Below are 21,405 nucleotides of genomic sequence, written 5' to 3'. Positions count from 1 at the left end.
GTTGTGGATTCCGGGGCGCGGGCGGTCGTGTGCAGGCGCGTCGGAAAGAGCTCGACGGACTGTCGTCTACTTGACGGACTGCCGGCTACTTGACCGGCTATGCACCGCCCGCGCCCCAGCCGCGCGGCCCAGCCGCGTGTCACCATGGCGTCCCGCCCACACCGCGGTGCACGCGAGACGCCATGGTCAGGGGCGGCTGCAACAGGGGCAGCTGCGGCAGAGCTACTGCGACAGGGCTAGTGCGACTGGGGCGGGCGCCGCAAGGGCGGCCGACGCACGGGCTGCTGCTGGAGGCGCGGCCGGACGCGGGACCGGTCACCTCCGGGACCCACTCACCTCCTCGGCCGGGGCAGTTCGCGCGTGCGCGGGGCGTACCCCCACTGGTGGCGGCCCAACCGCGACGGCGGCAGCAGGGATCCGAAGTCGGGCAGACCGTCGTCGGCGAGCATCTCGTCATCGATCGTCACGCTCACCACGCGTCCGAGCAGCATCGCGCTGGTGCCCAGGTCGATCACGTCATGGCGCACGCACTCGAACGCGATCGGCGCCTCGGCGACCCGCGGCGGCGCGACGACGTCCGAGAGGTCGGCGGTCAGCCCCTGCATCTCGAACTCGTCGACCTCTGGGCCGACGGGCGCCGAGGTGGCGTTCATAACCTCCATCAGCGACTCGGTGCCGATGTTCACCACGAACTCGCCCGTGTCCACGACATTGCGGTAGGTGTCCTTTCGTCCGATCGAGGTCACGGACAGGATCGCCGGGTCGGCGCAGGCGACGGTGAAGAAAGAATACGGCGCGAGGTTGGGCACCCCGTCGGCCGAGATCGTCGACACCCACGCGATCGGGCGCGGTGTGATCGACGCGGTGAGCAGGGCGTACATGCCCTTGGCCGGGGGATCATCCGGGGTGTGAACGATGCGCATCCGCCCATTGTGCCGCCGTCTGCGTTGCCGCTTCGGTCATAGCCCGGTGGGGCATGTCGACGCTGCTCTAGCGTGGGGACGAATCGACGGGTGCAAGAGTGAGCGGTCGGCGGTGAGCGGTCGGCGTTGACTGGTCGGCGAGCGAGAGGAGCCGGGGCTATGGCGGCGAACGACGGGATCCGGATCCCCCTGCGCGACCAGCTGTGGCTGCTCATGGACCGCCCGGACAACCTCATGTACATCAACTGTCTGGTGTGGTTCGCTGAGATCCCCGACTGGGACGAGGTCACCCGGGCCATCCAGACGCGGATGGTCGAGGCGCACCCGGTGTTCCACCGCATCCCGGTCCGCCGGGGCCGCCGCTGGTACTGGGTCGACGACCCCGACTACGACATCTCGAACCACCTCGTGCGCAGCCGGCTTCCCGAGCCGGGCGGTCGCGCCGAGGCCGAGGCCTACATCGCCGAGCAGATGGCGGTGCAGTTGCCGAAGGGGCAACCGTTGTGGCGGGCCGAGTTCATCGAGGGCTACCACGGGCACGAGGGCGAGCAGGAGGGGGCGCTGATCCTGTTCCGCGTCCAGCACGGCGTCGTCGACGGGATCCGGCTCACCCAGCTCGTGCTGGGTCTGTGCGAACACGAGGACGACTCGTCCCTGCCCAGCGTCGGCCGGGATTTCGCGCCCTCCGGCGGCGGCATCCTCGGGGCGGTCACCGGCGCGGGTGCCGGACTGGCCAAGGACTCGTGGGGGATCGCCCGGGGCGTGACCGGCGCCACACTCCGGTTCCCGCTGACGCTGGCCCGCCTGGCGCGGGACGTCGCGGCACCCGGTCGGACGCTGACGCGGGTCCCGACGCGCGTCGTGGAGTCGTTGACGGACAACATCAACGCGGAGAACCGGACCGCCAACACCTACCGGGGCGTCTTCCGGCTGCTGTTCGAGCCGCGATCCCCCGAACTGTCCTGGAGCGGAAAGGCGCACGCGGAGAAGAAGGTCTCCTGGATCGCGGGGCTCGACCTGGCGGCGGTCAAGCGGGTGGCGAAGGTGCACGACACGACCGTCACCACCGTGATGCTGGCCGCCGTGTCCAAGGCGCTCACCGAGTACCTCGACACCCAGGGCGACCGGCGGGTCTCCGACATCAATCTCATGGTGCCGATGGCGGTCTCCCCGGTCGGTGACGAGTTGCCGGAGGAACTGGGTAACCACATCACGCTCATCCTCATGAGACTCCCGTTGTGGGTCGACGACACCGACGAGCTCATCGAGGCGATCACCACGTCGATGACGCGGGTGCGCTATTCCCTCGAGCCGCACGTCAACTTCGCCACCATGCTCACCGTGGCCGTCACGCCCGGCCCGGTGGCGCACGCGGTGATCGACCTGTTCGCCAACAAGACCGTCGGCCAGCTGACCTCGGTGCCCGGGCCCGTCTCCACCGTCTCGCTGGCCGGCACGCCGGTGTCGGGGATGCTCGGGTGGGTGCCGATGAGCGGCGACCAGGCGTTGGGGATCTGCATCTTCAGCTACGACGGCACGGTCTCCGTGGGCATCGCCACCGACGCCGAACTCATCCCCGAACCGGGAGCGGTCGCCGGGATGATCGAGGGCCAGTTCACCACGTTCGACGGCTGGTACGACGAGGACTGAGCCCGCCGCCGGCCACCGAGGGCCGGCCACCCCGCCGCCGGCCACCACTTCGCCGTTCACCACTGCGTCGGTCACCACTGCGTCGGTCACCACTGCGCCGGTCACCACTGCGGGGCCGGCACCTCCGGGTGCGCGGCGAACCAGGCTCCGATGTAGGACATGTCGATGCCCTGGTCCTCGGCGATCAGCTCGTACATCGTCCGGCTGTCGATCGCCTCGCGCAGGATGTCGGCGTGTCCGGAGTGGCGGGCGATCTCGTTCAGCGCGTGCATCGCCGCCCAGCGTCCGTTGAACGGCGGCTGGCCGGGCGGGAACCACGGCATCTCGGCGGGTACCGGCACCGGGGCGTCGAGGTCGCACGTCCGGAGGTTGTCGAGGGCGGCGGAGTGCCGCCGGTCGAATTCGGCGAGGATCTCCTCGGCGGTGGCGTCGGGGTCGACCCGGTTGACGGTCTCGGCCCAGGCGAACGCCTCCGGCAGCGACCGCCCGGTCGCGGGCGCGTCGGGCGCGGCGGCGGCGCGGGCCGTCCAGCTCTCGCCGACCTCGCCGATGTGCAGGATGAGCCAGCCCAGCGTCAGTTCGCTGGTGGGCAGGGGGCAGGCGCGCAGCTGGTCGCCGGTGAGGCCGTGGACGATCGACCGGGCGTTGACGAGCGCGGCGTCGATCCATTCGAGCAGGTTCTCTCGCTCGGTGTCGCGGGTGGCGGGGAACAGGGGCATGACGACTCCTCGTGTGTCGGGTGTTCGTGGCGGGCAGCAGGACGACGGCGTCGGTCGGGGACGACGGCGGCGCCGCCGTGTCAGCGGGTGTGGGCGTACACGTCGCGGAGCAGGCACATCTCGGCGCCATGGTGGATGACCTCACGGTTGATGTGCAGGACCAGGGCGGCCATGGAGTACTCGGCCCACGGGCCCTCGGCCTCGCCCACGGGGGCGGCCAGGGCCTCGGCGTCGAGCGCCCGCACGCCCTCCATCCAGCCCGCGTAGGTGCGATCGAGTTGGGCGAGTCCGCCCGCGGCGTCGCCGGCGTAGGTGTGGGTCATGTAGTCGTGGGGCGGTCCGCCGAAGTGGGAGTGCCACCGGGCGCCGAGGACGCCGACGACGACGTGGCCGATCCGCCACGCGATGGTCGTCAGCGGGGCGGGAACCGGCTCCGGGAACTCGAAGTCGATGGTGTACTCGCCCTCGCCGCCCTGCATGGGCGCGGTGCCGGTCCCACGGGGTCGGACGTCCCAGGTGCGCTCGTCGGCGGCGGGGAAGAAGTGGTATTCGTCGTCGGTCATGCCCCCCAGGCGAGGCCGCAGTTGGCCGTTCCAGTGGAAGTCGAGTTGGTCGACGAGCTGGGCTGTCCAGTCGATGGGGCGGGTCGTGGGGGTCACGGTGGTCTCCTGACGGTGGTGGTGTCCGCCCAGCGTGTCAGCCCATCCGGACAGGATCGGTCAGCTGAGGGTGGGACACTGCTGGCATGACCGAGGACAGGATGCCCACCACCCAGCGCGTGCTGGGCCTGCTCGACCTGCTGCAGCGGCGATCGGTGTGGACGGGCGACGAGCTGGCGGCCGAGCTGGGGGTGACCACACGCTCGATCCGCCGTGACGTCGACCGGCTCCGTGACCTGGGGTATCCGGTGGAATCGGAGCGCGGCGCGGGTGGCGGGTACAGGTTGGGCTCGGGCCGACGACTGCCGCCGCTGTTGCTCGACGACCGCGAGGCCGTGGCGGTGGCGATCGCCCTGCGGCTGGCCGCGGGCGGCGCCGTGGCGGGCGTCGGCGAACACGCGCTGCGCGCCCTGACCAAACTGGACCAGGTCATGCCCGGCCGGTTGCGCGAGCGGGTCGCCGACGTCACCGAGTCGATGGTCGCGGTCCCCGGCTCGGACACCCCGGTGGAGCCGGAGCTGCTCATCGACCTGGGCCACGCGGTCCGGGGCACCGAGCAGGTGCGACTGGAGTACCGCGACCGCGCGGGCCGCGACACCGAGCGTCGGGTGGAGCCGTACCGGATCGTCGTGCTGGGCCGGCGCTGGTACCTGCTGTCCTACGACCTGGACCGCGCGGACTGGCGCACCTTCCGGCTCGATCGCATCCGGGCCGTCCACCGCAGCCGCTGGCGCTTCACCCCCCGCCCCGACGTGCCCGATCCGGCCGCGCACGTGCAGCACGCGGTGACCGCGGCGCCGTACCAACACCTGGCGCGGGTGGTGGTGTTCGCACCCGCGGCGGAGGTGGTCGAGCAGTTCCCGCCCACCTACGGGACGGTCACCGAGCTGCGCGCCGAGGACCATCCGGACGGCCCGGCCTGCCGGCTGGAGACCGGGGCCGCCGACCTCGACGTGCTGGCCTGGTACCTCGCGCGGTTACCGGGCCCGTTCGCCGTGGAGTCGCCGGACGGGCTGCGGGAGCGGCTGGCGGGGTTGGCCGGGCGGCTCGCGCAAGCGGCCGACCCGGGCACCTCCCCCGACTAGGCTGGGGGGCGATGAACCCCACCGTGAGCAACCCGAGCACCGCGCAGGCCCGTGTCCTCGTCGACGAGTTGATCCGCCACGGGATCACCGACGTGGTCCTGTGCCCGGGATCGCGCAGCGCCCCGTTGGCCCTGGCGTTGGCCGCCGCCGAGCGGTCCGGCCGGCTCGCCCTGCACGTGCGGATCGACGAGCGCGGCGCCGGGTTCACCGCGCTGGGGCTCGCGCTGGGCTCGAGGCGGCCGGTCCCCGTCGTCGTCACCTCCGGCACCGCGGTGGCCAACCTCCACCCGGCGATGGTGGAGGCGGCCCACTCGGGCGTACCGATCCTCGCGCTCACGGCCAACCGGCCGCCCGAGCTGCGCGGTACCGGCGCCAATCAGACCATCGACCAGGTGGGATTGTTCGGCCCGCACGCGCGCGCGGTCGTCGAGCTCGGCGCGGCCGGGGACCCCGAGTCCGAGCACCGGCACTGGCGCAGCGCGATCGGCCGGGCCATCCTCACCGCCACCGCGGCGGCCGACCCGGGTCCGGTGCAGGTCGACATCGCGTTCCGCGAGCCGCTCGTGCCGGGCGAGGGTGACGAGGATTTCGCCCTCGGGGGAGACTCACCGGAGTACGACGACGACGAGGTCGGCGGCGGCCCGGAGGCATGTCGTCTGCCGGAGGGGCGTGCGGACGGTCGTCCGTGGGTGCAGCGGGCGGGGGCGGGGGTCGACTCGGCGCCCGCCGATTCGGCCGTGGCGGTGGATCTCACGCGCCCCACGTTGGTCGTCTCGGGGGTCGGGGCGGCACCGGTGTCGGGGCTGGTGGCGGTGCCGACGGTGGCCGAGCCCGGCGCCCCCGTCCCGCTGCACCCGGTGCACCCGCTGGCGATCCCGGCGCTGCGGCCCGAGCAGGTGGTGGTCACCGGGCGGCCGACGCTGCACCGCGCCGTCACGCGCCTGCTGGCGGACCCGGACGTCGACCTCGTGATCCTCGACGCCGGCCCGCGCTCGCCCAACCCGACCGGTAGCGCCGCCGAGCTCGCCGACTCCGTCCTCACCGGGTGGGGCGTGGACCCCGAGTGGACCGAGACCACGGCCCGCGCCGACGCCCGTGCCCGCGCCGCCGTGGACCGGCTGCTGGACCGGCATCTCGAGACCGGTGCGCCGACGGGACTGCACGTGGCGCGTGCCGTGGCCCGCGGCGTCCGGGCCGGGGACAACCTCGTGGTGGGCGCCTCCAATGCCGTGCGGGACCTGTCGTTCGTGGGCCCGCTCGATCCGGATGTGGCGATGTACGCCAACCGCGGGGCGTCGGGGATCGACGGCACGGTCTCCACCGCGATCGGGGTCGCGTTGTCGGCGCCGGGGCGGACCGTCGCGCTGCTGGGGGACCTGACCTTCCTGCACGACGTGTCCGGCCTGCTGCTCGGCCCGCGGGAGCGGCACCCCGACGACCTGACGATCGTCGTGGCCGACGACGACGGTGGTGGCATCTTCTCCCTGCTCGAACAGGGGGACCCCCGCCTGGCCGCCGACTTCGAGCGCGTCTTCGGCACCCCGCACGGCGCCGACCTGGGCGCCCTGTGTGCGGGCGCCGGGGTGCCCTTCACCGACATCGACCCGGCCGGACTCGAGGCCCTGCTCGCGCAGCCCGCGTTCCCGAACGGGCACCGCGACGTCGTGCCCGAGGGACTGCGGGTGGTGCGCGTCGCGACCGACCGGCAGGGATTACGCGACCTCCACGCGGCCCTGCGCTCGGAAGCCGTGGCGGACGGGTGACCGCGACGGCCCCGGTCTCTGCCCGGCAGATCCGTCGCGCTCGCCGTATCCGGTGGGGCGTGCGGGTGGTGGCCGTGACCGCGGGAGTGTTCTCACTGCTCACAGCCGTGCTCCTCGTGCTGGCGTGCTTCATCAACGACCAGCGGATCGACCGGGACATGGGCAGCGCCACCGCGTTCGTCACCGAGGTCACCGATCGGCGGGCCGCCGTGGAGTTCGATGCCGGTGGCGGCCGGACCGTCCGACCGGTGACCGGCGTGTTCTACCCGACCGGGCTCGTCGAGGGGCAGCGCGTGCAGGTCGAGTTCCGGCGCGCGAACCCCGATCTGGTGCGGGTCTCGGGACGCAGCTGGACCGTCGCCGTCGTGCCCGCCCTGTCCGTGCCCGCGGTGGTCGTCCCGTTGGCGGCGCTCGCCTACGCCGCCGCGTCACCGAGGGTTCACCGGGCGGCACCACGAATTCGACGCACCGTTTCTCGCTGATCACCGGCCCGTGTCCCGGCCCGGCGACAGTGGGGTCGTGCGCGTAGCCATCGTCACCGAATCGTTCCTGCCGAACGTCAACGGCGTCACCAACTCTGTCCTGCGCGTGCTGGAGTACGCGCGCCGGCACGGGCATGACTGTCTGGTGGTGGCCCCGTCCGGGCAGGTCGGCTTCTGGCAGGGCGCCGCCGGTGCCGTTCGGGCGCACCCGCTGGTCAGTGCGGTCGCGCCGCTGCTCGGCGGGCCCGGGGCGGACACCAGCGGACCCGACCACCACCTGGGGTACCCCGTCCACCGGGTCACCGCGGTGAGGGTGCCGGTGGTGTCGTCGCTGCCGGTCGGCGCACCCAGCCCGAGCGTGTTCGGCGCCCTACGCGACTTCGGCCCCGACGTGGTGCACCTGGCGTCGCCGTTCGTGCTCGGTGCCGCCGGTGCCGCCGCGGCCCGCGCCCTGGACGTGCCCTCGGTGGCCGTCTACCAGACCGACGTGGCCGGGTTCGCCGATGCCTACGGGATCGGTGTCGTCGCCGATGCGGCCTGGACCTGGACCCGGGCCATCCACGCGAGCTGCGACCGCACCCTCGCCCCGTCGACCGCCGCGATGGAGGATCTCGCGGCCCACGGGATCCCGCGCCTGTACCGGTGGGGGCGGGGCGTCGACACCGAGCGCTTCTCGCCCTCCCGACGCAGTGCGGCCCTGCACGCGCTGTGGTCCCCGCAGGGGCGGCCCGTCGTGGGGTTCGTCGGCAGGCTCGCCCCGGAGAAGCACGTCGAGCGCCTTCAGTCGCTGGCCGACCGGTCGGGCCCGGGGGGAGACCTCCACCTCGTCGTCGTCGGAGACGGCCCCGACCGCCCCGCACTCCAGGCCGCCATGCCCCACGCGATCTTCACCGGCGAACTCCACGGCGACCGGCTCGGGCAGGCCTACGCCACGATGGACGTGTTCTGCCACCCCGGTGAGTTCGAGACGTTCTGCCAGTCCATCCAGGAGGCGCAGGCGTCCGGCGTGCCCGTCGTCGGCCCGGACCAGGGCGGGCCCCGCGACCTCGTGCAGACCGGGGTCAACGGCGTCCTGCTCGACCCGCGCCGGTACGCCGCCGAGGTGTCGCCGGCCGTGGACGCGGTGCTCGCCGACCACGAGCGACTGGCCACCGGCGCCCGCGCCACCGTCCTCGGTCGGACCTGGGACGCGATCTGCGCCCAGCTCTTCGACCACTACGCGGCGGCGGGCGCCCGGTCCGATTCGGGCAGGGTCGGCGTGGGCAGGGGTGGCATGGACAGGGTCCGCGCGCGCACGATCGTGGTGGACCGGACGGACGCGCGTGGTGTGGGCACGAGCCGAGCCCCACGTGTGGTGGCCTGATCGGCCACGCGCGCCGGGGGCGGGTAGCGTCGACGGCGTGTCCCGCGCCAATCTCGACAAGCAGCCCCGTGACGTCGCGTCGATGTTCGACGGTGTCGCCAAGCGCTACGACCTGACCAACACCGTCCTCTCCGGGGGCATGGACCACGTGTGGCGGCGGCGGGCCCGCTCGTTGCTCGCGCCGCGCCCCGGGGAGCGGATCCTCGACCTGGCCGCAGGCACCGCCGTGTCGACCGTCGAGCTCGCCAAGTCCGGCGCGTGGTGCGTGGCCGCGGACTTCTCGCTGGGAATGCTGCGGGCGGGCGCCGGCCGGGACGTGCCCAAGGTCGCGGGCGACGCCATGAAGCTGCCGTTCGCCGACGACTCCTTCGACGCCGCCACCATCAGCTTCGGGCTGCGCAACGTGCAGGACACCGCTGCCGGACTGCGGGAGATGGCCCGCGTCGTCAGGCCCGGAGGGCGACTGGCCGTGGTGGAGTTCTCCACGCCCGTGTTCCCGCCCTTCCGCGCGCTGTACATGAACTACCTCATGCGGGCGCTGCCGAAGATCGCCACCAGCGTCTCGTCCAACCCGGACGCGTACGTCTACCTGGCCGAGTCCATCCGCGACTGGCCGGACCAGCAGGCACTGCTCGAGATCATCGAGGCCAGCGGCTGGGAGCGCGGCAGCGTCACCAACCTCACCGGCGGCATCGCGGCCATCCACCTGGCGCGCCGCCCCGCCTGACCCCGGCTCCGCCTGACCCCGGCGCGGCCTGACCCCGGCGCGGCCGCAGCGAACGCGGCGCCACCCCGGGCGCGCTGCGCCGTCCTCCCGGGGTGCGCGCCGTCTTTGTACGTTTTCCGGCCGCTTGCGCTGCCGCTCTGGTCCATTCCCGACGCGTAACCCGGGCGGGGCAGAGGCCCTACGCGTAATCCGGGCGGGACGGAGGCCCGGGGCGGAGGCCCGGTGGGTCAGTAGGCGAAGAGGGGCCGACGGTCCAGCCTGCGGGCGATCGACCCCGCTGCCCGCCAGCCGCGGGCCACCACATCGCGGTCCGAATCGGCGACCGTGTTGGACATGCACCGCACCGCCGCGGTCATCAGCGCCTGCGAACGCATCCCGACCGGTCCCGCCAGCGGCAGGAACTTCGGATAGGTGAGCAGACGCGCGGCGTCCCGGGCGATCGCGAACGACTCGCCGTAGGTCTCGCGGAGCACCGCGGGCCACGCATGCGTCAGGTCACCGGCAGTGGTGCGCGAGTGCGAACCGGCCGCGCCCACTCTCGAGCCCGGGCCTCCTCGGCCGACACCCGCTCCCGCCAGGATTAACTCCGCAAGCAGGCGGCCGCCCTCGAGCGCGTAGTCGATCCCCTCGCCGTTGAGCGGGTTCACGCACGCCGCGGCGTCGCCGACCGCCGCCCAGTTGGGACCGGCCACCGTCGAGACCGCCCCGCCCATCGGCAACAACGCGGACGTCACCGCCCTCGGCTCGCCGGCCAGGCCCCAGTCGCCGCGGACGCTACGGGCGTAGTGCTGCAGCAGCTCCTTGACCGCGACGTTCGCCGGCCGCGCCGAGGTCGCCAGCGCACCCACCCCGAGGTTGACCTCGCCGTCGCCGAGCGGGAACACCCAGCCGTAGCCGGGCTGGATGGCGCCCGCCTCGTCGCGGAGCTCGAGATCGGAGCCGATCCACGGATGATCATGACGCCCGGACCGGACATAGGATCGCGCGGCCACGGCATACACCGTGTCGCGATGCCAGGTCCGGCCGAGCAGACGACCCACCGGCGACCGCACGCCATCGGCCACCACGAGGGTTCGGCACTCCACGCGACCGCCCTCGGTCCGGACAGCGGTCACCTCGCCGTCGTCGCCCCTCTCCACGCCGGTCACGCGCACGCCGTCATGCACCACGGCGCCCGCCTCCACCGCCGCCTGCCGGAGCCGGTCATCGAACACCGTCCGTCGCACCGCCGACCCGGTCCCACCGTGTTCACCGGCTGGCCACGGCACCCGCCGGGAGTGGCCGAAGCCCCGCAGCTCGAGCCCGCGGATGGTGATGCGGTCCCGCGCCCACCCGCCGAGACCCAGCCGGTCGACCTCCAACATCGCCCGCGGCGTGAGCCCGTCGCCGCAGGTCTTGTCGCGCGGGAACCGCGCCGCGTCGAGCACGGTGACCTCGCGACCGGCACGCGCCAACCACGTCGCGGTCGCCGAACCGGCCGGGCCGCAGCCCACCACGAGGACGTCCGTCGACGCGGGCAGACCCATACCTGACTCCATGCGCTCCATGGTGGCAGGTCGGCGGGTGCGGCGGTCGCCGGGACCTCGGGCGGGGTGGGGTGCCACCGCCCGCGACGCGGGAACGTAGTCTGTCGGGAAGGGCGGGCCACGCCGACCCTTCACCAGGCGACGAGGACGAGTGGGGATGTCGAGCGATTCAGTGACCGGCACCGCGGAGACGGCGACCGACCACACGGTGGCGGGCGTGGACGTCGGCGACGCCGACCTCGCAGCCGACCTGCGCGAACGGCTCGACGAGGTCGAGAAGCTGCTCGTCAGCCGACTCCAGACCGGCGAGGACTTCCTCTCCGAGGTCGCCCTGCACCTCGTCACCGCCGGCGGCAAGCGGTTCCGGCCCGTCGTCACCCTGCTCTCGGGCTCGCTGGGCCCCGCGCCCGACCGCGAGCGGCTGGTCAAGGCCGCGGTGGTGTGCGAGATGATCCACCTGGCCACGCTGTACCACGACGACGTCATGGACGAGGCCGCCATGCGCCGCGGTGTCGAGTCGGCCAACAGCCGCTGGGACAACTCCACCGCGATCCTCGCCGGCGACTTCCTCTTCGCGCACTCCTCGATGCTCCTGGCCGACCTCGGACCCGAGGCCGTGCAGCTCATCGCCCAGACGTTCGCCGAACTGGTCACCGGGCAGATGCGCGAGACCGTCGGCCCGGGCGTCGGCAGTCGTGACGAGGGTGCCGCCGAGCACTACCTGCGGGTGATCTGGGAGAAGACCGGCTCGCTCATCGCCGCGGCCGCCCAGTTCGGCGGCGAGTACTCGGGGGCGACCGCCGAGCAGATCGGGAGCCTGCGCCGCCTCGGTGACGCCGTGGGGATCGCGTTCCAGATCGCCGACGACATCATCGACATCGCCTCGCCGTCCACCGAGTCGGGCAAGACGCCCGGTACGGACCTGCGCGAGGGCGTCCACACCCTGCCGATGATCTATGCCATGGAGGCGGGTTCGTCGGACAGCGCGCGGCTGCGCGACCTGCTCGCCGAGCCGCTGACCGACGACGCCGAGGTGGCGGAAGCCCTCGAGTTGCTGCGCGCGTCCGACGGTATGCGGCGCGCGCGGGCCACGCTCGAGAAGTACGTCGATGACGCCATGACCGAGCTCGACGTCCTGCCCGCCGGCCCGGCGAACGAGGCGCTGCGTCGGCTCGTGCGCTTCACCGTCGACCGCGTCGGCTGACCTTCCCCCAACGGCCCGGCAGCCGCCCCCGGGCCTGGCGTCTCGCTCCCGCACGGCCCGGCAGCCGCCCCCGGGCCTGGCGTCTCGCTCCCGCGCCTGCCAGTCCCCATCACAGCCGCTCGCTGCCATGGCGTCTGGCGTGCTCATCGGTGACGGCGAGACGCCGTCGCGAGGAGCGGCTGTGGCCGAGGGGCGGCTGTGGCCGAGGGGCGGGATTCAGTGACGCCGGGGTCAGCGGCGCGGGTACAGCGCGACCTGCGCAGCCTTGACCACGAGGATCACGGGCGAACCCGGGGCCAGCGCGAGTTCGGCGACCGAGCGGCTGGTGATCTCGGCATCGACGCGCTGACCGTCCCGTAGCTCGGCCGTCACCCGCGTCAACGCCCCCGCGGGGACGAGCGAGACCACCCGCGCGGGCCAGGAGTTCCGCGGGCTCGTCGCAGGCGCGTGCGCGGATGGCTGCGTGGGGCTCGTGGGAGCCGGAGCCGAAGTCGGGGCCTGAGTGGAGCCGGTGGGTGCGGGGTCGGTGTGGACGGCCACCGCCCGCGGGTCGACGGTCGCCACCGCCCGCGCCCCCGGCCGCCATCCCGCCGCCGCGCTCGTGCGGACCCCCGAGACGAGGTCGCCGCCGGGGGTGCGCAGGTCGTCGTCGTCGTCGACGATCCCCTCGACCAGTGAGACCCCGGCCAGGCGCGCGGCGAAGTCGGACGCGGGCCGGGCCAGGACCTCCTCGACCGTGCCGGACTGGGCGACGCGGCCGGAGGCGACGACGACGACATCGTCGGCCAACGCCCAGAGGTCCAGCGGATCATGGGTCACCAGGACCACGGCCCGTCCGGTGAGCCGATCAGCGAGGAGACGCCGGACCGCGGGGGCGACCTCCACGTCGAGGGCGGCCAGGGGCTCATCGAGCAGGACGAGCTCCGGATCCACGGCGAGGGCCCGGGCCAGGGCGACGCGCTGCGCCTGCCCGCCGGACAACTCGTGCGGCCTGCGGTCGGCGAGGTCGCCGCACCCCACGGCCTCGAGCTCGGTGCGGGCACGGTCGAGCGCGGCCCGCCTGCCGACGCCACGGGCGCGTGGGCCGTACGCGACGTTGTCCACGGCCGACAGGTGGGGCAGCAGGCCGGGACGCTGCTCGAGAGCCACCACGCGGCGGCGGTGGGCGGGCAGGTGGGTGCGGGGCGAGCCGACGACGCGGCCGTCGAGCCGGACCTCGCCCGAGTCGGGCCGCAGGTGCCCGGCGAGCAGCGACAGAGCCGTGGACTTACCCGCCCCGTTGGGCCCGACGATCGCGAGTCGGCGGCCTGCGGGGACGCTGAGGTGGAGGTCGACGTCGCGGGCGGCGACCCGGCAGGCCAGCTCGGCGGCGGGGTGCGAGGTGACGGGGTGTGATTCGGCGGGGCCGGGCGCGGGGGCGGCGTGCGACGCGGCGGGGTGGTCAGCCACGGCCCACCACCGCCCTGCGGGCGACGAGCGCGGAGACCGCCATGAGCGCGGCGGCCACCGCGATGAGCACCACGGCCAGGGCGAGGGCGGTCTCGGTGTCCGCCTCCCGGCTGAGGTAGATCTCCAGCGGCAGGGTGCGCGTGGTGCCCTGCAGGGAACCGGCGAAGGTCAGGGTGGCGCCGAACTCCCCGAGAGCGCGGGCGAACGACATGGTCGCGCCGGCGACGAGGGCCGGCAGGACCAGCGGCAACGTCACGGTCGTCAGGACCCGGGTCGGGGAGGCGCCCAGTGAGGCGGCGGTCCGCTCGAGGCCGGAGTCCACCGAGCGCAGTGCGCCCTCGAGCGCCACCACCAGGAACGGCATCGCCACGAACGTCTGCGCGATCACCACGGCCGCGGTCGTGAACCCGATCTCGATGCCCAGCACGGACAGGTGCTGTCCCACGACGCCGGTGCGCCCGAGCGTGATGAGCAGGGCCAGGCCGGCCACGACCGGGGGAAGGACCATGGGCAGCGCGGTGACCGTCCGGGCCAGTGCCGCCATCGGCCCGCTGCTGCGGGACAGCACCACCGCCAGCGGGGTGCCGAGCAGGATGCACAGGACGGTGGAGAGCGCGCACGTACGCAGGCTCAGCAGCAGGGCGTCGCGGGCGGCCTCCGAGCCGAGGAGTTCGGGAACCCGCGCCCACGGGACGCGCGCGGCCGTGCCCGCCAGGGGCAGGGCCGCCAGCAGGACGGCGAGCACTGCGGCCGCGAGCAGCCAGCGGGGGAGCGGGGGCCGGGTCATGGCGGGCCGAAACCGTGCTCGGCGAGGACCGCGCGACCCTCGGGGCCGGTGACGGCGTCGACGAACCGCCGGGCCAGCTCGGCATCCGCGGCGCGGTCGAGAACGGCCACCGGGTAGACGTTCGGCACCGCGTCGGCACCGGCGATCGGGACCCGCTCGACACGGTCGGCGACGGCGCGGGCGTCGGTCGCGTAGACGATCCCCGCGTCGGCCTCGCCGGAGGTGACCTTGCCGCGCACGTCGGTGACGGTGGACTCCTCGCTCACCGGGGCCAGGTCGATCCCCGCGGTGTCCGCCAGCGTGCGGGCCGCCGCACCACACGGCACGACGGCCGCGCACACCACGAGTCGTGCGCCGTCCAGCGAGCCGTCGAGACCGGTGATCCCCGCCGGATTGCCGGGCGGGGTGATGAGGGTGAGCACGTTGGTGGCCAGCGGTGTCGGCTCGCCGGCGACCAGGCCCTCGGCGACGGCGCGGTCCATCGTCCGGACGTCGGCGGAGGCGAACACGTCCGCCGGGGCACCGCCGGCCAGCTGGTCCACCAGGCCGGAGGAGCCGTCGAAACCCAGTCGGATCGACACACCGGGATGCGCCCCCTCGAACTCCTCGGCGATCTCGGTGAACGCCCCGCTGAGCGACGCGGCGGCGAAGACGGTCAGCTGCTGCGCGACCTCGTCGTCGTCGCCCCCGGACGCGCACCCCACCAGCGTGGACAGGCCCACGGCGGCGACCACCGAGGCGGCGCGGAGCCGACGCCCAGCGCCGATGCGGAACGGCACCGTCGGCGGGTCAGCGGTAGTTGGTGAACTGCAGCGCGACCTCGAAGTCGGCACCTTTGAGCAGCGAGATGCACTCCTGCAGGTCGTCGCGCTTCTTGGACGACACACGGATCTCCTCGCCCTGGATCTGCGCCTTGACGCCCTTGGGGCCCTCGTCGCGCAGCAGCTTGGTGATCTTCTTGGCGTTCTCCTTGTCGATGCCCTGCTTGAGCGAGCCGACCAGGCGGAACGACTTGCCCGACGGCATCGGGTCGCCCACCTCGAGCGCCTTCATGCTCAGCCCGCGGCGCACCAACTTCTCCACGAAGACGTCCTTGGCGGCCAGCACGCGGTCCTCGGAGTTCGCGACGATCTCCACCGCGTCCTCGCCCTTCCACTCGATGCTCGCGTCGGTCCCGCGGAAGTCGTAGCGGGTGCCCAGCTCCTTGGCGGCCTGGTTCAGGGCGTTGTCCACCTCCTGGCGGTCGAACTCCGAGACGATGTCGAACGAGGACTCCGAGGCCATGGACGTACTCCTGTCGTTGGGGGATGTCCCGGTCAGGCTACCCGCCACGGCCAGGGCCCGAGGCCGCCACGGGCGGGGCCGGGAGTCGCCGCCGCACCACCCCTGAGTGCCCCGATTTGGCACCAGGGGTCACAGGCGTTGTATCGTGTCGTAGCGCCCTTGAGGTGCACGCCAGATTGCCCGAGCGGCCAAAGGGAGCGGATTGTAAATCCGTCGGCTTAGCCTACGTTGGTTCGAATCCATCATCTGGCACTCGGAGACCCCCGCCACAAGCGGGGGTCTTCGTGCATTTCGGGACTCGTCGCCCGAGGATCCGTGAAAATATGACCACGCGCGGTCCCCAGAGTCACGGCCTCACGACCTGTCACGCCGCATCTCGTCGAGAAGAATCGAGGTGAGACGTATCCACGACGGCCCCGGCTCCGAACCACCGGACATGACACTCCTTTCGATGACCGCCGCACATCGGATGACGACCGGCGACCTGCCGGCCGGCCTGGGTTCCGCAGTGGAAGAATGGGCCGATGACCTGGGGCGGACCACCCGCTCCGGCAAGGGGATGCGCTCCGCGCTCTTCGACGCCGTGTACACCACCTCCGGGGGCGCCGACGAGGCCGTGCGGGCCGCCGCGGGCCGGGCTCTGGAACTGCTGCACGAGGCGTTCCTCGTCCATGACGACCTGGCGGACGGGGACGACCAGCGCCGCGGCCAGCCCAACCTGCAGGGCCGCACCACCGCGCGGGCCACCGCCGGGGGGATCGGGACCGAGGCCGCCGGGCACCTCGGACAGGTCGGCGGGCTGCTCGGCGGCGACCTGCTGCTCGTGGCCGCGATGGCCGACTTCGCCCGCCTGCCCGTGCCGGCGCCGCTGCTGCACCGTGTACTCGACGAGGTGCAGGGCGCGGTCGTCGCGTCGATCGCCGGGGAGTACGCGGACGTCCACGGCTGTGTCGAGCGCGAGCCCGCCGACCGCGAGCGGGCGCTGGCGATCGGCGCGGCCAAGACCGCCGCCTACTCCGTGTGCCTGCCCCTGGTACTGGGCGCGATGCTCGGCGGCGCGCCCGACGAGGTCATCCCCCCGCTGCGTGAGGCCGGCCGCCACCTGGGGACCGCCTACCAGGTGATCGACGACGTGCTGGGCGTGTTCGGGGATCCGGCCGTGACCGGCAAGTCCAACGAGGGCGACCTGCTCCGGCGCGCACCGACCGTCCTGCTGGCCCACGCCGCCACCACCGACGCCTGGCCGCGTATCGACGCCGCCCTTGGCCGCTCGGCCGCCGACCCCGCGACGATGAACGGCCACACGCGGGACCCCGACACCGCGCGCGAGCTACTACGCGAGTGCGGCGCCCGCGAGCACGCGGTGGGCATCGCCGAGGATCTCATCACCGCCGCCCGCGCCGCGCTGGACTCCCCGGCCGTGCCGCACGACGTCCGGGCCGCGCTCGGCCCCCACCTGGCCACCGCCCTGGAGAGGACCCGATGACCCAGCAGAGCCCCCACGCGGAGTTCACCGACGCCGCCCGCCGGTGCAGCGAGGTGATCCTGCGCCGGTACTCCACGTCGTTCGCACTGGCCTGCCGACTGCTCGCGCCCGCCACCCGCCCGCACGTCGCCGCGATCTACGCGTGGGCGCGGGTCGGGGACGAGGTCGTCGACGGGGCGATGGACGACCCGGTCGCCGCGCGCGAGCTCATCGCCGAGGCGCGCCGCCGGACACACCGCGCGATCGAGCGTGGCCTGGACCCCGATCCGGTGACGCACGCCTTCGCCGACACCGCGCGTCGGTTCGGGATCGACGCGCGTCTGGTGGATCCGTTCTACGACTCGATGGAGGCCGACATCGACGTCACCGAGCACACAGAGGAGTCTCTGCGTCGGTACATCCACGGGTCGGCGGAGGTCATCGGGGAGATGTGCCTGCGGACGTTCGCCGGTGGGGGACTGGGTGACGACGACGAGATGGCCGCCGGAGCGCGCGCACTCGGAGCGGCGTTCCAGAAGGTGAACTTCCTCCGGGACATCCGGGAAGACTTCACGGACCTCGGTCGCAACTACCTGCCGGGCCGTGACTCGCGGGCACTGACGGAGAAGGACGTACGCGAGTTGGCCGATGACGTGGACGCGGACCTGCGCATCGCGCGGGCGGCGATCAACCGGATCCCGGGCCGCGACCGCCTGGCGGTGGCCGCAGCCCACGACCTGTTCGCGGAGCTCAACGATCGCCTACGGGCGGCCGGGGCATCCGGGGTGAGCGCGGGCCGGGTGCGGGTGCCCGATCCGGTGAAGCTCGCGGTGATCGGCCGGGCTGCAGCCGGTCGTGGCCGGGCGGTGGCCCGATGAGCCGCCGGCAGGCCCCGGACGGGCCCGTCGTCGTGGTGGGCGGCGGCATCGCCGGACTGGCGACCGCTGCGTTGCTGGCCCACGAGGGGCGCGACGTCACGCTCGTCGAGGCCACCGACTCCGTCGGCGGGCGCGCGGGCAGCTGGTCGGCGGGCGGGTTCCGCTTCGACACCGGCCCCTCCTGGTACCTCATGCCGGAGGTGTTCGACCACTTCTTCCGCCTCTGTGGCACCTCCGCCGACGAGCAGCTGGACCTGGTGCGCCTGGACCCCGGGTACCGCGTGTACTTCGAGAACCGTCCCGAGTCGGTCGACATCCGCTCGGACCGCGCGGCCTCGACAGCGCTGTTCGAGTCGCTCGAACCCGGCGCCGGCCGCGTGCTGGGCAGGTACCTCGATTCGGCGCGGACCACCTACGACCTCGCGCTCAAGCGGTTCCTCTACACCAACTTCACCTCGTACCCGGCCCTGGTGCGCCCCGACGTGGTGGCCCGGGCCGGTTCCCTGGTGGCCCGCCTCGTCCAGCCGCTGCACTCGTTCGTGGCCCGCCGGTTCAGCGACCGCCGCATCCAGCAGATCCTCGGCTACCCCGCGGTGTTCCTCGGGTCCTCGCCGTACCTGGCGCCGTCGATCTACCACCTCATGAGCCACCTCGACCTCACTGACGGTGTCCTCTACCCGCGCGGAGGGTTCACCGAGGTGATCGCCGCGGTCCGCAGGGTCGCCGAGCAGCAGGGTGTGGTCATCCACGCGGGCACCGAGGCGATCGAACTTGTCACCACATCCGAGGGCGCCCGCGCGCGCGGGTCCCGCCCGTCGAAGGCGCAGCTCAGGGGCGTCCGGGTGCGCGACCGGGCCGGGACGGAGCGGACGCTGCCGGCCGGCCTCGTCGTCGGGGCCGCGGACCTCCACCACCTCGAGACCCGGTGGCTCCCCGAGCACCTCCGCACCTACCCACAGTCCTACTGGGACTCGCGTACCCCCGGGCCCGGAGCACTGCTCATGCTCCTCGGCGTCCGCGGGGAGCTCCCGCAGCTGGCCCATCACACGCTGCTGTTCACCGACCGGTGGGAGGAGGGGTTCGACGCCATCTTCGGCGAGTCGCCCCACATCCCGGACCCGGCGTCGCTCTACGTCTGTCGCCCCAGTGCCACCGATACCGACCCGGACGCGGGCATCGCCCCGGAGGGCCACGAGAACCTCTTCGTCCTGGTGCCCATCCCCGCCGACCCCTCGCTGGGCCACGGCGGCGTCGACGGTGCGGGGGACGCCACGATCGAGGCGGCCGCCGACCAGGCCATCGCCCAGATCGCCGACTGGACCGGCATCGACGACCTGGCCGAGCGGATCGTCGTGCGGCGCACCATCGCTCCCGCCGACCTCGAGGACGACCTCGGCGCGTGGCGCGGTACGGCCCTCGGGCCCGCGCACACCCTGGCGCAGAGCGCGTTCTTCCGCACCCGCAACGTCAGCACGCACGTCGACGGGTTGTACTACGCCGGCGCCTCGACCATCCCCGGGATCGGACTACCGATGTGCCTCATCAGCGCCGAGCTGATCCTCAAGCACGTGCGCGGCGACACGGGCACCGCGCCCGTGGCGGAGCCCGGCGGGGGCACGGTGTTCGATCGGGACACGGTGTTCGATCGGGGCACGGTGTTCGACCGGTGATCGGGCTGGCCTACCTGGCGGTCCAGGTCATCTCGTTCGCCGGCATCCTCGTCATCGACCACCGTTGGAAGCTCGCGGCGTTCCGCGCGCCGGCCGCGACCGCACTCGCCGTGACCGCGGCGGTCGCGTTGCTGCTCACGTGGGACGTCCTCGGGGTGCGCAGCGGGGTGTTCTTCCGCGGCCAGACCGACTTCATGACCGGCCTGCTGGTCGCGCCGGAAATCCCGCTCGAGGAGGTCGTGTTCCTCGCGTTCCTGTCGCACCTCGCGTTGGTGTGCGCGACGGGCGTGGTCACGGCCGTCGAGCATGTCTCGCGGCGGCGGGGCGCGCGGTCCGGCGGCGCACGGTCCGGCGGCGCCCAAGACAACGGGGCCCAGAACGACGGCGCGCAGAACGGCGGGGCCCAGAACGGTGGCGCCCAGAACGACGGGGCGGGGGCGCGGCCGTGAGCATCTACTCGACCATCAACGCCACCATGGCCATCCCCGTCATCGCGGCCGCCCTCATCGCGCTGTGGCGCCTGCGGGGGGCCGACCGCCGACGATGGTTGATCGGGGTCGGCGGCTCGCTCGTGGTACTGCTCGTCCTCACGGCGATCTTCGACAACATCATGATCTCCGCCGGGCTCGTGGCCTACGACGACGCGCTGACCAGCGGAATCCGCCTGGGCGTGGCCCCCATCGAGGACTTCGCCTACGCCGTCGCCGTCGCCGTGTTCATGCCCTCGGTGTGGTTCGTGCTCACCGCCCGGTCGCGGGCCGGTGCCATGGCGGGCAGCCCGACGGTGTCGGGCCGGGGGGACGCGGCCCTGGCGGGCACCCCGGAACCGGGGGAGGACGACGACGACAAGGTCCGCACCCCCGAGCGGCCCGCGACACCAGGTCTGCTCACCACCCTGTTCTGGTCGTCCCGCCCGGTCTCGTGGGTGAACACCGCCGCCCCGTTCGCGCTGGCGTACTTCCTGGCCACGGGCGGTTTCGACCTGCTGGGCGTGATCGGCACGCTCTTCTTCCTGGTGCCGTACAACCTCGCGATGTACGGGATCAACGACGTCTTCGACTACGAGTCGGACCTGCGCAACCCCCGCAAGGGCGGCGTGGAGGGGTCGGTCCTCGAGCGGTCGCGGCACACGGCGACGCTCGTGGCCTCGGCCGTGACGACGGTGCCGTTCCTGGCCTACCTCGTCGTGGTCGGGACGCTGGAGTCGTCGCTGTGGCTGGCGGCGAGTGCGTTCGCGGTGATCGCCTACAGCGCCAAGGGACTGCGGTTCAAGGAGATCCCGTTCGTGGACTCCGTCACCTCGGCGTTCCACTTCGTCTCGCCGGCGATCGTCGGGTGGACCATCGCCGGCGCGGACCTCGGCGGCGGGGTGTGGGCGTGCCTCATCGCGTTCATGCTGTGGGGCGCGGCGTCCCAGGCGTTCGGCGCCGTGCAGGACGTGCGCTTCGACCGCGAGGCCGGCCTGAAATCGGTCGCCACCGTGCTCGGTGCCCGGGCAGCCGTGTGGTTCGCGCTGGCCTGCTACGCCGCGGCGGTGCTGGTGTTGCTGATCGCCGCGCCGTGGCCGGCGTCGGGGGCGGCGTTCGCGATCCTGCCGTACCTCTCCACGGTGGCCGCCTACACGCGGGTCACCGACGCCACCGCCGAGGCGACCAACGAGGGCTGGAAGCGCTTCCTGGTGCTCAATATGCTGGCCGGCTTCTGCGTCACGCAGCTCATCCTCTGGTCGGTGCTCGTCTGGGCGTGAGCCCGCGCCGCCTCACCGGCTGAT

20 protein-coding genes and 1 tRNA gene are annotated in these 21,405 nt (G+C 73.2%); 13 read left to right on the top strand and 8 right to left on the bottom strand.

What is annotated here, in order from left to right; translation table 11 throughout:
• Nucleotides 1-332: 332 nt before the first annotated feature.
• Nucleotides 333-923, bottom strand: coding sequence for a flavin reductase family protein (locus AYO52_RS10740; RefSeq protein WP_067716873.1), 591 nt, complete (start codon nt 921-923; stop codon nt 333-335).
• A 159-nt stretch (nt 924-1,082) separates the two neighbouring features.
• On the opposite strand from AYO52_RS10740, the gene AYO52_RS10735 reads away from it, so the two are divergent.
• Entirely contained in the window at nt 1,083-2,573 is a 1,491-nt protein-coding gene (locus AYO52_RS10735; protein WP_253702080.1) for a WS/DGAT domain-containing protein, read from the top strand.
• Nucleotides 2,574-2,674: 101 nt separating this feature from the next.
• Here AYO52_RS10735 and AYO52_RS10730 read toward each other — a convergent pair whose 3' ends face one another.
• Together AYO52_RS10730 and AYO52_RS10725 are read right to left on the bottom strand one after the other, a co-directional pair.
• On the bottom strand, nt 2,675-3,292 hold the full coding sequence (locus AYO52_RS10730; RefSeq protein WP_067716870.1) for a DUF664 domain-containing protein: 618 nt from the start codon (nt 3,290-3,292) through the stop codon (nt 2,675-2,677).
• A gap of 80 nt (nt 3,293-3,372) precedes the next feature.
• Nucleotides 3,373-3,930: a DinB family protein gene (locus tag AYO52_RS10725; protein ID WP_067717037.1), complete on the bottom strand. Its 558-nt coding sequence runs from the start codon at nt 3,928-3,930 to the stop codon at nt 3,373-3,375.
• Between the two features lie 107 nt (nt 3,931-4,037).
• Here AYO52_RS10725 and AYO52_RS10720 point away from each other — a divergent pair, with 107 nt between their 5' ends.
• From AYO52_RS10720 to AYO52_RS10700, 5 genes are read left to right on the top strand one after another with little or no spacing between them, the layout of a single operon-like run.
• Nucleotides 4,038-5,036 carry a YafY family protein gene (locus AYO52_RS10720; protein ID WP_067716867.1) on the top strand — a complete coding sequence of 333 codons (999 nt, stop codon included), beginning with the start codon at nt 4,038-4,040 and terminating at the stop codon, nt 5,034-5,036.
• An 11-nt stretch (nt 5,037-5,047) separates the two neighbouring features.
• Nucleotides 5,048-6,799, top strand: coding sequence for a 2-succinyl-5-enolpyruvyl-6-hydroxy-3-cyclohexene-1-carboxylic-acid synthase (menD, locus tag AYO52_RS10715; RefSeq protein WP_067716864.1), 1,752 nt, complete (start codon nt 5,048-5,050; stop codon nt 6,797-6,799).
• A complete protein-coding gene (locus AYO52_RS10710) occupies nt 6,796-7,281 on the top strand; it encodes a DUF3592 domain-containing protein (protein WP_082923939.1) in 486 nt (161 codons plus the stop codon). The genes menD and AYO52_RS10710 overlap by 4 nt, the downstream gene beginning before the upstream one ends.
• A 37-nt stretch (nt 7,282-7,318) precedes the next feature.
• Nucleotides 7,319-8,644 carry a glycosyltransferase family 1 protein gene (locus AYO52_RS10705; protein WP_082923951.1) on the top strand — a complete coding sequence of 442 codons (1,326 nt, stop codon included), beginning with the start codon at nt 7,319-7,321 and terminating at the stop codon, nt 8,642-8,644.
• A 37-nt stretch (nt 8,645-8,681) separates the two neighbouring features.
• Nucleotides 8,682-9,371, top strand: a complete 690-nt coding sequence (locus AYO52_RS10700; RefSeq protein ID WP_067716862.1) for a demethylmenaquinone methyltransferase — start codon at nt 8,682-8,684, stop codon at nt 9,369-9,371.
• A 227-nt stretch (nt 9,372-9,598) separates the two neighbouring features.
• Here the strand turns inward: AYO52_RS10700 and AYO52_RS10695 are convergent, their stop codons facing one another.
• Nucleotides 9,599-10,918 carry a geranylgeranyl reductase family protein gene (locus AYO52_RS10695; RefSeq protein WP_067716859.1) on the bottom strand — a complete coding sequence of 440 codons (1,320 nt, stop codon included), beginning with the start codon at nt 10,916-10,918 and terminating at the stop codon, nt 9,599-9,601.
• 136 nt (nt 10,919-11,054) lie between these two features.
• Here AYO52_RS10695 and AYO52_RS10690 point away from each other — a divergent pair, with 136 nt between their 5' ends.
• Entirely contained in the window at nt 11,055-12,101 is a 1,047-nt protein-coding gene (locus AYO52_RS10690) for a polyprenyl synthetase family protein (RefSeq protein ID WP_067716856.1), read from the top strand.
• A gap of 231 nt (nt 12,102-12,332) precedes the next feature.
• Here the strand turns inward: AYO52_RS10690 and AYO52_RS10685 are convergent, their stop codons facing one another.
• From AYO52_RS10685 to AYO52_RS10670, 4 genes are all read right to left on the bottom strand, one after another.
• Nucleotides 12,333-13,463 carry an ABC transporter ATP-binding protein gene (locus AYO52_RS10685; RefSeq protein WP_067717030.1) on the bottom strand — a complete coding sequence of 377 codons (1,131 nt, stop codon included), beginning with the start codon at nt 13,461-13,463 and terminating at the stop codon, nt 12,333-12,335.
• Between the two features lie 79 nt (nt 13,464-13,542).
• Nucleotides 13,543-14,337, bottom strand: a complete 795-nt coding sequence (locus tag AYO52_RS10680; RefSeq protein WP_067716854.1) for an ABC transporter permease — start codon at nt 14,335-14,337, stop codon at nt 13,543-13,545.
• Nucleotides 14,334-15,116, bottom strand: coding sequence for a molybdate ABC transporter substrate-binding protein (gene modA / locus AYO52_RS10675; RefSeq protein WP_253702077.1), 783 nt, complete (start codon nt 15,114-15,116; stop codon nt 14,334-14,336). The genes AYO52_RS10680 and modA overlap by 4 nt, the downstream gene beginning before the upstream one ends.
• A 10-nt stretch (nt 15,117-15,126) precedes the next feature.
• Nucleotides 15,127-15,621, bottom strand: a complete 495-nt coding sequence (locus tag AYO52_RS10670) for a YajQ family cyclic di-GMP-binding protein (RefSeq protein ID WP_067716850.1) — start codon at nt 15,619-15,621, stop codon at nt 15,127-15,129.
• Nucleotides 15,622-15,791: 170 nt separating this feature from the next.
• On the opposite strand from AYO52_RS10670, the gene AYO52_RS10665 reads away from it, so the two are divergent.
• From AYO52_RS10665 to AYO52_RS10640, 6 genes are all read left to right on the top strand, one after another.
• Nucleotides 15,792-15,873, top strand: a tRNA-Tyr gene (locus AYO52_RS10665).
• A gap of 199 nt (nt 15,874-16,072) precedes the next feature.
• Nucleotides 16,073-17,107, top strand: a complete 1,035-nt coding sequence (locus AYO52_RS10660) for a polyprenyl synthetase family protein (protein WP_253702075.1) — start codon at nt 16,073-16,075, stop codon at nt 17,105-17,107.
• Nucleotides 17,104-17,964, top strand: a complete 861-nt coding sequence (locus AYO52_RS10655) for a squalene/phytoene synthase family protein (protein ID WP_067716843.1) — start codon at nt 17,104-17,106, stop codon at nt 17,962-17,964. Before AYO52_RS10660 ends, AYO52_RS10655 begins: the two co-directional genes overlap by 4 nt.
• The gene (crtI, locus tag AYO52_RS10650; protein ID WP_067716840.1) at nt 17,961-19,634 is read left to right on the top strand and encodes a phytoene desaturase family protein; all 1,674 of its coding nucleotides are present in this window, start codon (nt 17,961-17,963) and stop codon (nt 19,632-19,634) included. The genes AYO52_RS10655 and crtI overlap by 4 nt, the downstream gene beginning before the upstream one ends.
• A complete protein-coding gene (locus AYO52_RS10645) occupies nt 19,631-20,083 on the top strand; it encodes a lycopene cyclase domain-containing protein (protein WP_253702072.1) in 453 nt (150 codons plus the stop codon). Before crtI ends, AYO52_RS10645 begins: the two co-directional genes overlap by 4 nt.
• Nucleotides 20,080-21,381 carry a prenyltransferase gene (locus AYO52_RS10640; RefSeq protein ID WP_371517616.1) on the top strand — a complete coding sequence of 434 codons (1,302 nt, stop codon included), beginning with the start codon at nt 20,080-20,082 and terminating at the stop codon, nt 21,379-21,381. Before AYO52_RS10645 ends, AYO52_RS10640 begins: the two co-directional genes overlap by 4 nt.
• Nucleotides 21,382-21,405: the final 24 nt, after the last annotated feature.

It is taken from the genome of Dietzia sp. 111N12-1 (assembly GCF_001658045.1).
Lineage (GTDB): Bacteria > Actinomycetota > Actinomycetes > Mycobacteriales > Mycobacteriaceae > Dietzia > Dietzia kunjamensis.
The sequence above is the reverse complement of the archived record's forward strand: the minus strand, read 5'-3'. Positions and strand labels throughout refer to the sequence as shown.